The sequence below is a fragment of the Flagellimonas myxillae genome (genome assembly GCF_023502235.1).
In the GTDB taxonomy this organism is placed as follows: domain Bacteria; phylum Bacteroidota; class Bacteroidia; order Flavobacteriales; family Flavobacteriaceae; genus Flagellimonas; species Flagellimonas myxillae.
This window is the reverse complement of the sequence record NZ_JAMFLY010000003.1, coordinates 249651-262422: the sequence shown is the minus strand read 5'-3', so window position 1 is coordinate 262422 and position 12772 is coordinate 249651. Positions and strand designations below refer to the sequence as shown.

Sequence of the window (12772 nt, the reverse complement as noted above, 5' to 3'; positions counted from 1 at the left end):
TGTTATGTCGGAAATTGTAGAAAAAGCTGAAAACTTTGTTACCGAAATATTGGAAAACCAACTGGATTCCAAGTTTCTTTATCACAATCTGAAACATACGCAGCGTGTAGTTAAAAGTACTAAAGAATTGCTCAATTTCTACAATCTTGCGCCCGAGGAGGAGGAAAAGCTCTTGCTCACTGCCTGGTTCCACGATACGGGCTATACGCGCGGTGTAGACAACCATGAGGAGGCAAGTTGCAAAATCGCCAAGGATTTTCTCGTAGGGGAGCAATACAATACCGAAGGTATTGAACAAATCTGTGCTTCTATTTTGGCTACCAAAAGGTACCATGAACCCACTAATCTTAACGAGGAAATTATCCGGGATGCCGACGCTTCGCATTTTTCGCAAAAGAGTTATTGGGAAACCACTGATTTTTTAAAGGAAGAGCTCGAAGAACTTGGAATTGCTAGGTACTCAAACAAGGAATGGCGGGACATCAACATAAAAATGTTCCGTAACGAACACGAGTTCTATACGGATTATGCCAAGGAAAATTGGGAAGAAGGGAAAGAAAAAAACCTAAAACAACTGGTCAAGGAAAAGAAAACGGAAAAGGAAATTGCCAAGAAAGAGGCCTTAAAGGCAAAATACAAAAGTGAAAGTCCCGACCGGGGGATTCAAACCCTGTTTCGGGTTACCTTAAAGAACCACCTTACGTTAAGTGATATTGCGGATACGAAGGCAAACATCCTGCTATCGGTGAACGCGATCATTATTTCTTTGGCCTTGTCCAACCTTATACCAAAACTGGATAATCCATCCAATAAATATTTGCTTTACCCCACCTTAATTTTTATCGTTTTTAGTGTGGTTTCCATGATTTTGGCCGTATTGGCCACACGACCCAATGTCACCAGCGGAAAGTTTACCAAGGACGACGTAAAACAGAAAAAGGTAAATCTCCTATTCTTTGGAAATTTTCATAAGATGAAACTGGATGATTATGAATGGGCCATTCAGGAATTGGTAAAGGACAAAGAATATATCTATTCTTCCCTGACGAAGGACCTGTACTTTCTAGGGCTTGTGCTCAATAGAAAGTACAAAATTCTACGATGGACCTATACCATATTTATGATAGGTACCATTGTTTCCGTTATTGCATTCGGTATTGCATTCCGGTATTTTGGTCCAGAACGATTCGAATTTTAATCCGTCCAATTTAGGATTTGAGTTCTTCCAGAAGATCTTCGTAGGTATAGGTTCTTTCAGATTGTTGATCCTTCTCCCCGGTATATAAAATCTCAGCGCGAATGGCTTTTAATCCGGTCACCCCTTGGAGGCCTTCCAACTCCACAATTTCTATATTGTTGGTAAAATAGCCCTTGGCCTTTAGGAATTTAATGTACCGCATATACTCCTTTTCGTCCTTGCGTTGGCTATAAACAATGGCCAGTTTTCCTTTTTGGGTCAACCGCTCGTTGGTTCCTTTAATATAAGATTTATCAATGCGCTTTTTAATGATTTCATATCGCGCATTATAGGTGCCATCCACATCAAAACGCTTTTCATCCATTCTAAATCGAATGGCCAAAGATGTGCTGTAAACCAATATCAAGGAAGCAACATCCAACTTAACGGGCAATTTGGGTTTTAGCGCATAGTATTTGTTTTCCATGTCGCACATAACCTGTAGTTGCCAAAGTCTAAGGTTGCTCAGGTAGAGTTCGTCAAACTTTCTATCGTTGGCTATGGAACTACCAATGTACATATTGTGCTCCACCCCATCGGTTTTGTACCGCTCAAAATAGTGCGGGAACATTTCCTGGGCCTCGAGCTGTTTTTTATCCAAAAGGGCCGCCAATTCCATGTTGGCTTCCATCACACTCTCATCGTAATTGCGACGATGGTCGTAATACGATTCGGTTTCTTCATCAATATTGGACTCATAGTGCTCAATATGAGGGCCCAATTTCTTGTCTGTTTCCTTCAAATGTTTGAACACAGGGTTGATTTCTTCTTGAACGAAATCAAAAATAGCCTGCTCTGTATGGGTATACAGTGCCTCTCTAACCTCATTCAAATAGGTATTCACCCGAAACATCAACTCCTCATAAATTGGAAGTTTATATGCTTTGAACGCCACTTCCAACACTTTGTTGACCTCGGATAGTTGGATCATCAAATCCTTTTGGATGGATAGATTACGCTCCTTGGAAGATTCTTTGATGTCCACTTGGCCATATAGTGGGTACACATCCTTAAAGACAATCTCTTTGAACACCGCCTGGTTTCCAACCATTTCATCGGCCATAAACCGCTTGGCCTCTTCCTGGAACTTCCAATATACAGATGAATGCACCGTAGTACATTCGTGCTGGATAATGGCATCGACCAAATTCTCCTCTTCCTCAATAGAACGGACCACCGCCGAAACAATAAAGGGCATTACGTCGTCCAATTTGGTGGCATTGATACTGTTGAGCTCGTTTACCTTGGTAGATACCAATTCCAATACCCCTAACAGATTACCATCATCCATTATGGGTGCTAAAATGGCACTTTTTATTCCTTGTTTATGAAGATTGGCATACGGTTGTCCGCCATCTGATAATTTATCGAACTTCTCTACATTCGGAATTGCAAAATATCCGATTCGATCTCTTTCTCCTAGCAATTTATCCTTGGAATAGTCGCAAAGTAAGTCGTCGCAAGATTCCATATCCTTGCCTTTTAGAATATAGCTTTCTATTCCTTTTCCATATATTTTGAGGAACTTGTTTTCCTTGGAATCATAGCCTGTAAAGCCAACATTGATTTTCTTCAAATTGAAAAGCGACCTGAAAGTGTCCTGAAAACTATCCATGAAGTCTTCGTTTTCCCGCTTTCGGTTACCGATCAAGGTAGACTTGATCCCAGAAATGGAATGTTCTGCAGTCACATCGAACATATTGGATATCACAAATCCTTTGGAGATGAAACTATTGGGTGGAATCTTTTCCTTCCATAGGTCGATATTATCAAAATTCTCCAAAAGCTCGTCCACATCTTCTTGGGTAAGTTCCTTCGCCTTGTCCGTTGGAATGATTTCCATAAAATCAGCATTGTAGAGAATTCTATAATGCCGCATTACCCCATTGGCATCAGGAATATCATAGAACAATGGCCGTTTAAAATCCAAATTGAAACCAAAATGAAACCCAAGTACCACGGTACATTTCATGATGTAATTAACATCCATGGGCATGTTCCGTATCTCCGGTTCGAAACCTTCTCCTGCTTCCTTCAAAATTTTCTTGAAACGTTCGGAAGAATTAAAGACCAAGTTCTCAAAGGGAGTAGTGGCTGTTTTTATCTCATTTTTGGTAAGTACCGGTGCAAAGGTGTCCTCCAAGATCAAACTGATTACATCCTTGTGTTTTTCCAAAAGGGACATATCGCTAAAACCTTCCCTAAGTTCGGGGAAAGGCGCTTGCGCATCCAAAATGTACTTGGCCCTTTCCGCCAAGTGTTTGTTCTTGCTTTTTAGCTGTTCATCGTAATGCTGCAAAAGCTTGTTAAAGCTCACCAATTGCAGCATTGGGCTATCCGCATTGTAGTTCTGCTTCATACAACTAGTTAGTCGAGTTTCCGTGTGTAAAGTTACAAAAAGAAAAAATGCCCTCTTGTTAAGGGTTTCTTTATGTATTTGTTGGCTTTTTTAGGATATTTAAGGAAAATTGGCCCATGTCCTCAAGAACTCGGCTAGACCGGGCATACAAAAACGCAAAAAGCATTCCTTTTGATGACACCTCAAAGTTCATCTTCTTTAGCGATTGTCATAGGGGAGACAATAGCTTTGCCGACGATTTTGCGAACAACAGGAATATCTATTTCCATGCGCTGAACCACTATTATCGTGAGGGTTTTCAGTACTGTGAGCTGGGCGACGGGGATGAGTTATGGGAAAATCTACATTTCGAATCCATTTTTGAGGCCCATAAAAATGTATTTCAACTCTTGCGGCAATTTCATTTGGAAAACAGGCTACACATGGTCTGGGGCAATCACGATATGGTTTATCGGCATAAAAACTATGTGGACAAGCACCTTTCCAGCTATTTTGAACCTATCGACGATTCCGACAAAGAGCTTTTTGAGGGGATCACCTACCACGAGGCTCTCGTGTTGCAGCACAAAGAAACCCAACAGGAGCTTTTTTGTACCCATGGGCACCAGGCGGATTGGTGGAACTATGTGTGTTGGCGGTTTGGGCGGTTTTTAGTCCGAATTTTATGGAAACCGCTGCAAGTGGTGGGCATCCATGACCCAACAAGTCCCGCCAAGAACTATAAGGAACTTATTCGCATAGAAAAGCGCATCAAAAGATGGATGCTCGAGAACAACCTTAGAATCACCATTGCCGGACATACCCATAGACCCAGGTTTCCGGAACCCGGTCAAATCCCATTTTTTAATGACGGTAGCTGCGTGCACCCAAGGAGCATTACAGGCATTGAAGTAGAGCATGGGCAGATCTCCCTAATCAAATGGCAAATCGCCACCAAACCTGACGGTACACTTCAGATTGTTAGGGTTTTGTTGGAAGGTCCGGAGAAATTGGTGGACTATATGGAGTCTTGACCAAATTCCTAGGCACGCTTGGCCAAAGTTTTCATCGCATTGATAAAGACGTCCAGTTCTTTGGTTGTGGTATAAATGTTTGGCGTAATCCGACAACCATGTACATTGGATTCGTCAATGGCTACGGTCCAAATGTCAAACTCCTTCATCAGGGTTTCTGCCAGTACCTTTGGTTTAAGGTTTGCGATACCCACATTCCCTATTCCGCAGCATCTATCCGCTTCCAACGGTGTATTCACCACAACATTGTGGACGTTTCGCAAAGCATTACTCCAGTACTTTTGCAAATAGCGCAGTCGGAATTCCTTTCGTTGGATTCCTATGGCCTGTATGTAATCCAGAGCGGCATTGATCGCTAAATAGATGTGCACGGGATTGGTCCCGGTATGGTTGAGTCTTAAAATATCCCGAGGTTCTTTGTTGTGTTCTGCCATTAGTGGCCATATCTGGGGAATTTTTTCGGAAGCCACGTATAGTAAGCCCACGCCCAAGGGTGCGCTCAGCCATTTGTGTAGACTGGAACCGTAGTAGTCACAGTTCAACTCCGAAATGTTTACTTCTATGTGACCGACCGCATGGGCACCATCTACCATTACCTCTACCCCGTGACTGTGTGCCATGTCACATATTTTGCGAATGGGCAATACATGACCCGTAATATTGATCATATGGCAAACCATCAACAGCTTTGTCCTTGGTGTAATCTGTGATTCATAAAGGGCAACGATCTCCTCGTCCGATTTTGGATGGTTTGGAACAGATACTTCCTTGCATACAATCCCATAACGATCGCGCACCATATAAAAATGATCCCGCATTGATCCATAATCCTGTACGGCAAAAACGGCTTCGTCTCCTGGCTGCCAAGGAAACCCACCGATGATCAAATCCAAGGATTCTGTTGCATTTCTGGTAATTACCAATGTTTCCGGCGCACAGCCGACGAACTTGGCCAATCTTGCAGTGACTTTTTCCTTATCATCCCATTGGCGGGTTCGCATGTAATAAGATCCCTGATAGTTTACCATTTGGGTGTATTGTTGCAGACTGTCCATTATAGGTTTTGGAGTGATGCAGTAGTAGCCGTTTTCCAAATTGATATAATCCGGTTTTAGTGCATAATCTTGACGAATACGCTCCCAGAAATCTTCGCCATTACCGGATGGATAAGGTGGTAATTCCGGAAAAAGTTCCTGTCCCCTTGCCGCAAAGGGTACCATGGATGTGGCCATTGCAGCTTGACCCAATCGTTTTAGAAATTGTCTTTTTTTCATGGTATCGGGTTAAAAAATTCTCGTAAATCCCTGTTGGTGAATGAATTTACGATTTTTAAGCTTCAAAAAGAAAGCGCTTGGAGGTCGCCATTACAAGACTAACGGTAATTTAGTTTCATTTTAGGATTTAAAATCATTTATTAGAATTATTTAAGGAAGATTTAGATAAAGGAAAGAAGCAACCATTTAACGATTTAACGTCTCTTTATCAGGTGGATGGCAGGGTATTTGTTAACTTTAAAAAAAGTTATCGACCAAGTTGCTATGAAAAAATTGGTTTTTTTCTTTTCTCTTTTTGTCTTTGGGCTGTTTGTCGCAAATGCCCAAGGTGATATTCCTACGACCAAACCCCTTAAAATTGGGGAGCGTAATAACTTGGACATTCTTCCGAGTAATCAGGGGACTTCACTACGAATCCCTTCCGTTTTAGACGAAAATTTGACCTCCAAAAACGAAAAGCCAGGCGTTAAAATGCTGCCTGATCGTGAATTGGTTCAAGCTGGATATGGTCTCAAGATTGACCCCAAAGTGGGTGAAAAAGAGAAAAAGAGTTCCAATAAACACTTTGGAGACCAATATTTAGGGGATATAAAAACCAAGGCCAAGTTTGTGGGCATAGTTTGCCGGGACCATGAATATGTTGATGGCGACCGGGTTAAAATCTTATTGAATGGGGAAGTGGTAGAGTTTAATTTGCTACTCTCCGGCACCTTCAAGGGTGTCAATGTCGATTTGGTCCAAGGGTTTAACCGATTGGACTTTATTGCCCTCAACCAAGGTTCTTCGGGGCCCAATACCGCCCAAGTTGTGGTTGCCGATGAAAAAGGCCAAGTCATTCACAACAATCGTTGGAACCTTTCTACAGGGTCCGTGGCCAGTCTTATTGTTATCAAAGAAGCGGAGTGAGTTTACGTTCAAACTCAAGTTTCAAGTTCAAACTCAAATGAATTTACGTTCGGTTTTTGGCTAATATGCTATTGATGCTTTTAATTGAAAATTGAAAAGTCAAAATTGAAAATGGGGATGCTAATTCGTGGGTTCCTGATCACTCCAACAATCCAACAATCGAATTATCCAAGATTCCAGCTAGAAGGATGAAAGGTAAAGGGAGCCTTTAATTGAAAATTGAAAAGTCAAAATTGAAAATGGGGATGCTGATTCATGGGTTCCTGATCACCCCAACAATCCAGCAATCGAATTATCCAATATTCCAGTTAGAAGGGTGAAAGGTAAAGGGAGCTTTTAATTGAAAATTGAAAAGTCAAAATTGAAAATGTCCCCGTGAAATCTTGGCTCTTTGTTCTTGGTTCTTTGGTCGTTTATCCAAATTAGTGTTTTTCACCAGGTTTATAGGTACCCACTGCCCGCTTTAGCACATCTTCTTTGTAATAGGCGGCATCCTTAAATCGCATATCTGCATATCGCCTAGCTTGATCATTAAAGAAAGGGGAATCTGGGTCGCCGCTTTGCCCCCCGGCCAACATGGTCTTGGCCTTTACCTTTTCGCCAAACTCCACAACCGCCACAAAACTATTCCCTCTTGTTCCATAGATTTTTTTGGTATCGTTATCATATCGGGCACCGTAGGCCGCTAATGCTCCCCACCGGCCACTTGCAAAACCAATGGGAATACTGGGTTTGGTATCATCAAAAGCTTGTCGGATATCCCCGTTCAGCCGCTGGTAGCGATTTACCTCTCCCCAAGGTATTTGCCATGTGCCAAAATCGGCTTGAAGCCATTCCACAGTCTCTTTAAACAGCTGTAATTTTTCAGAATCCGGGGAAGCACTCCCCCAATATTGCACCCAAAGCATTGGATATTTTCCCTCGGGCCTTTTGGCTTTCTGATAACTAATGGTCCCATAATAATGTGCTAGGGTCATCGCCACGGATTCTTTAGAAGTCCTAAAATCCCAACTTCTAAGTGCATCGATAGGTTCCCTCAATTCTGAGGTTGGATTGGAGTCATAAGCCTTGATCAATCCTGGAATCAGCGCTTCAAAAGCAGGAAGGTAAGAGTCATGGGCAAGCTCAATCAAGTTGTCCAGGGTGTACCCATCTCGTCCTGTCAGCAAATCAATAGCGTGAACGCCCCTAAAATTTTCTTGGTCCCGGGACATGTATTTGGGATAATCTCCTCGTTTTGGACTGTTTTCCAAAGCAGCGGTGTACGGAGTAGAATTGCAATTTTGAACCCATCCATTATTCGGATTAAGAATCAAAATGTTCTCATCCACAGGATGCAGTCCTTTCCAATCTGTTTTCGGATTGCTCCCATCCACGGGGAGGGTAAAGTCGAAAATGGTGTCCCGTTTTGGAATAAAATTTCCATGGAAATAGGCAATATTGCCCTCGGCATCTGCATAAACGGTATTGTTGGAAGAATTGGTTCGGATATCCATCATTTCCCTAAAACCTTTATATCCGTCCTGCTTGGTTCTGATATAGGACTGTTCCATGGCCTTTACCGGCTCCCACATCATGGCAGAAGCTGTCCAATGACCATCTACGGCATGGGTAATTGGTCCGTGGTGGGTGTGGTACATCGGAAAAGTTTTTTCCCGCAATCGGTTACCTTCCTTATACTTTAGGGTAACTTCCTTTTTTTCAACGGGGCGTAGTTCCTCTCCATACTGATAAAACAGATTTCCATCATTTTCGACAATGGTTTCCTTAAATTCGTCCATCACATCGGTGTAGGTAGAGGTATGCATCCATCCTGTTTTTTCATTGAAGCCTTGATAGACAAAAAACTGTCCCCAGGTTACCGCACCATAGGCATTGAGACCTTCCTCGCTCACCACATGCACTTCTCCCCGAAAATAGAAGGACGTATGCGGATTGATCAACAACATTGCATTTCCAGATTCCGTCAACTCTCCTGAAATGGCAATTCCATTGGAGCCTTGGGGTTCAGCCATTTCTTTCTTTTTTTCAAGTTGAAGTTGCTCCATTTCCGGAAGTTCCATCCCACTTTCGTAGAAGGCCTTTATTTTTTGAATGGAGATACGCTCAATATCCCCACCTATACTTCCTTCACTAAAATACATGGGCATCCAAGGTTCAAAATGCTTGATCAATCTTGGTTTTACCTTCGGGTGGGAATGTAAATAATAATTGATTCCATCGGCAAAGGCATTGCATAAGACTTTGAGCCATTCAGGGCTCTTTTCATAATTCTCAATGGCCTCTTCCTTGGTCATAAACAATCTGGCTCGGAGATCACTGTATAATGCTATCTCGCCCTCAACTTCCGCCAACCGCCCTGTGGCCCAGATATAGTTTTGTTCCACTCGGTTAAAATCATCCTCACATTGGGCATACAACAAGCCAAACACAGCGTCAGCGTCCGTTTTTCCGTAAATATGTGGAACCCCAAAATCATCCCGAATTATGATGACATTTTCGGCCTGTGCCTCCCATCTTTCAACATCTGAGGGTTGTTGTCCGCAGGAAACCAGCAATAGTACCCAACCCAATACTAGTATTCTCATATCTATGTATTTCACCTGAAAAATTTGTTTTACCAATCGTCTTACCAACTTCCACTGGCCCCACCGCCCCCGGAACTTCCGCCACCTCCGGAAAAACTGCTGGAACTACCACCAAAAGACCCGGAACTGGAACCCATGGAGTGGGTGCCTGACGAGGAAAATGTCTTCCTCATATAGGTTTTGTCGTTCTTATATAGGGAAAGCTTAAAATCCTCTTTGCCTTTGATCAAAATCTTTAAAACCGCCAACGCAAAAGTGAGCAGGAAAAAACCTCCTATCGCCCAGTAGATCCATGAAAAATCCTCAAACAAATTTTCCGCATCATCCCAATGGATTCCGAAATTGAAAATCATGGTGGCAAAAAAAAGTGGCATGCCAACAAACACCAAGGAAAAAAAGGTAGGGATCATCCCAAAGCCCACCATAAATATGCCTTGAAGCAGTCCCAATTTACCAATCAGCATTCCTCGGAACATTTCCACAAGACTGGCATAGGTCTTAAAGAACATGAACCCACCGGCCGCAACAAAAATCGAGAGAAACAATGCCATGAACAGCTTTACCCATCCATTCATACTCCCTTCCTCCTCTATTTCTTGCTTAAACTCCTCAAGTGCTTCCGGTTCGGTCAAAAAAGTAATGATCTGATCGGTGGCCCGGTCAATTCCGCCAAAATAGTTTCCCTCCTTGAATTCGGGAATCATGGTATTTCGAATAATCCGGGAAGCTACGGCATCCGTAATATAGGGTTCAAGCCCATAGCCCACCTCAATACGGACCTCTCTGTCGCTTTTGGCGAAAAGAATCAAAATTCCATTGTCCTTGTCCTTTTGGCCCAAGCCATTTTTATTGAAGGTTCCATAAGCGTATTGTTCTATGGTTTCTGAACCCAATTGCTCAATTGTGAGCACCACCAATTGATTTGTGGTCTGTGACTCAAATTCCGTAAGCTTGGTTCGAAGGCCTTCCAATTCCTGCGGACTGAAAATTTCTGCATTGTCCGTAACAATTTGATTCAATACCAAATAATCTTGCTGCGCCGAGATTCCAAAGGAGAATAAGAAAGAAAAAAAGATGGACAACTGTTTAAACGGCATATCTCAAATCTGAAGACCTCTAAATATACTATTTGTTAAGCGGTTATGTCCATCTTCGTTAATTCTTTTTAAACACTATAAAATGCTCCTCGAAATTCAATTAACTTGCATCTTCCTTAATTTTTGAAATGTCGGAAAAGAAAGTAAGTATCCTAACAGCGTTCAAGACCATTATTTGGCCCAAACGCAACTTGGTTTTTATAGGATTGATACTCATTGCCATCAGCAAAGCGGCAAGTTTTGTGGCACCTATTGCATCTAAATACCTAATAGATGATGTGATTGTGAACAAAGACCTTAGCATGCTCAAATACCTTGTGGCCGGGGTAATGCTGGCCATTTTTGTGCAATCGGTCACTTCCTTTTTATTGACCCGTATCTTGAGCGTCCAAGCCCAATACCTGATCAGTGAACTTCGTGCCCAAGTGCAAAAAAAAGTCCTATCCCTGCCCATCCGGTTTTTCGACAATACCAAATCGGGTGCATTGGTCTCCCGAATTATGTCTGATGTGGAAGGGGTACGAAACTTGGTTGGAACTGGATTGGTACAATTGGTCGGCGGCGTTATAACCGCCGTGGTTTCCCTGATTCTCTTACTGGACATTGATGTTCACATGACCCTGTTTACATTTATTCCTCTAATCATTTTTGCGGTAATCGCTTTAAAGGCATTCAAGATCATACGTCCCATTTTTAGGGACCGCGGAAAACTCAATGCGGAGGTAAAGGGGAGACTTACCGAAACTTTGGGTGGCATTCGGGTCATTAAAGGATTTAATGCAGAGCGTCAGGAGCAGGCAGTCTTCGAAGAAGGGGTGGACAAATTGTATCAAAACGTAAAAAAAAGCTTGACCACAACAGCCTTTATGACCAGTTCTTCCACCTTTTTATTGGGCATTGCCACCACTAGTGTCATGGGTTTTGGAGGATATAAGATCATACACGATACCCTAACGATAGGTGAATTTGTGGAGTTTACGGTACTTCTTGGCTTGATGATCGCACCAATTGTACAGATGAGCAATATTGGTAGCCAGCTGACCGAAGCTTTGGCGGGATTGGATCGTACCGAGGAACTCATGAACACGGACGAGGAGTCTGAAATTGGGGAACGGACCATAGAACTGGATTCCATTGTTGGACATATGAACTTTGTTGACGTGTCCTTTTCCTATGAAGAGGATAAGGAAGTTTTGCACCATATCAATTTTGAAGTGAAGCCTGGACAGGTCATAGCCCTTGTGGGCAGTTCGGGGTCTGGAAAGTCCACCATAGCAGGATTGGCGGCCAGTTTCTTAAATCCCGATTCGGGAACGATTACCATTGATGGAAAAGATTTGTCCAAGGTGGATTTACAAAGTTTTAGGCAACACTTGGGAGTTGTGCTCCAAGATGACTTTTTGTTTGAAGGCACCATTCGGGAGAACATTTTATTTCCCCGCCCCGATGCTTCGGAAGAACAACTATTCCAGGCTATTAAAGCAGCTTATGTGGATGAGTTCACGGACCGTTTCGATGAAGGATTGGATACACTGATCGGGGAACGCGGGGTAAAACTTTCAGGAGGTCAGCGACAAAGAATCGCCATTGCCAGGGCCGTACTGGCCGACCCCAGAATATTGATCCTGGATGAGGCCACTTCAAGTTTGGATACAGAGTCTGAAGCTTTGATCCAAAAAAGTTTGGCGGAACTGACCAAGGGAAGAACCACCTTTGTGATTGCCCACCGACTTAGCACCATCCGGAAAGCTGATCAGATATTGGTTATCGAAAATGGGCATATTATGGAACAGGGCACTCACGACGAGCTCATTGCTTCCGAAGGAAGGTATTACAACCTCTTTACCTATCAAGCCAGAATTTGAAATAAGATTTTAGACACTAGACCGCTACGCTTTTAGAAACAAGACTGTATTCAGAAATGCGGGAAGACATTCAGAAATCCACAAAGCAAAAAGGCTATCCTTCCTCTGGGGCAAGCTCTACTTCCAAGCCTTCCAAGTCGGGGGTGATATGGATTTGACATCCCAATCTGCTGTTATCTTCAACAAAAAAAGCTTCAGCCAACATGGCCTCCTCGTCGTCTGATTTTTCGGGGAGCTCATGTTCCGATTTCACATAGCACTGGCAGGAGGCGCACATGGCCATTCCACCACATATTCCTATGGTACCTTCCGGGGCAAGTTCGTAGGAGCGAACTACCTCCATAAGGTTCATGTTCATATCGGTAGGGGCGTCTACTTCATGCAATACGCCTTCTCTATCGGTAATCTTAATCTTTACGTCGGACATGTAATC

Annotated in this window: 9 protein-coding genes; 4 read left to right on the top strand and 5 right to left on the bottom strand. The window is 42.9% G+C overall.

The window, feature by feature from the left end:
* Positions 1 to 4: 4 nt before the first annotated feature.
* A complete protein-coding gene (locus M3P07_RS13900; protein ID WP_249970534.1) occupies positions 5 to 1198 on the top strand; it encodes a Pycsar system effector family protein in 1194 nt (397 codons plus the stop codon).
* A gap of 10 nt (positions 1199 to 1208) precedes the next feature.
* Here the strand turns inward: M3P07_RS13900 and M3P07_RS13895 are convergent, their stop codons facing one another.
* Entirely contained in the window at positions 1209 to 3596 is a 2388-nt protein-coding gene (locus tag M3P07_RS13895) for a GAF domain-containing protein (protein WP_249970533.1), read from the bottom strand.
* A 116-nt stretch (positions 3597 to 3712) separates the two neighbouring features.
* On the opposite strand from M3P07_RS13895, the gene M3P07_RS13890 reads away from it, so the two are divergent.
* Complete coding sequence (locus tag M3P07_RS13890; protein ID WP_249970532.1) at positions 3713 to 4609, top strand: metallophosphoesterase; 897 nt, start codon at positions 3713 to 3715, stop codon at positions 4607 to 4609.
* A gap of 8 nt (positions 4610 to 4617) precedes the next feature.
* Here the strand turns inward: M3P07_RS13890 and M3P07_RS13885 are convergent, their stop codons facing one another.
* The gene (locus M3P07_RS13885) at positions 4618 to 5883 is read right to left on the bottom strand and encodes an aminotransferase class V-fold PLP-dependent enzyme (RefSeq protein ID WP_249970531.1); all 1266 of its coding nucleotides are present in this window, start codon (positions 5881 to 5883) and stop codon (positions 4618 to 4620) included.
* 264 nt (positions 5884 to 6147) lie between these two features.
* Here M3P07_RS13885 and M3P07_RS13880 point away from each other — a divergent pair, with 264 nt between their 5' ends.
* Positions 6148 to 6789, top strand: a complete 642-nt coding sequence (locus M3P07_RS13880; RefSeq protein WP_249970530.1) for a hypothetical protein — start codon at positions 6148 to 6150, stop codon at positions 6787 to 6789.
* A 422-nt stretch (positions 6790 to 7211) separates the two neighbouring features.
* On the opposite strand, the gene M3P07_RS13875 is transcribed toward M3P07_RS13880, so the two are convergent.
* Both M3P07_RS13875 and M3P07_RS13870 read right to left on the bottom strand, forming a co-directional pair.
* A complete protein-coding gene (locus tag M3P07_RS13875) occupies positions 7212 to 9377 on the bottom strand; it encodes an acylase (RefSeq protein ID WP_249970529.1) in 2166 nt (721 codons plus the stop codon).
* A 41-nt stretch (positions 9378 to 9418) separates the two neighbouring features.
* Entirely contained in the window at positions 9419 to 10474 is a 1056-nt protein-coding gene (locus tag M3P07_RS13870; protein ID WP_249970528.1) for a TPM domain-containing protein, read from the bottom strand.
* Between the two features lie 128 nt (positions 10475 to 10602).
* Here M3P07_RS13870 and M3P07_RS13865 point away from each other — a divergent pair, with 128 nt between their 5' ends.
* Complete coding sequence (locus M3P07_RS13865; RefSeq protein ID WP_249970527.1) at positions 10603 to 12339, top strand: ABC transporter ATP-binding protein; 1737 nt, start codon at positions 10603 to 10605, stop codon at positions 12337 to 12339.
* Between the two features lie 94 nt (positions 12340 to 12433).
* Here the strand turns inward: M3P07_RS13865 and M3P07_RS13860 are convergent, their stop codons facing one another.
* A complete protein-coding gene (locus tag M3P07_RS13860; protein WP_249970526.1) occupies positions 12434 to 12766 on the bottom strand; it encodes a 2Fe-2S iron-sulfur cluster-binding protein in 333 nt (110 codons plus the stop codon).
* Positions 12767 to 12772: the final 6 nt, after the last annotated feature.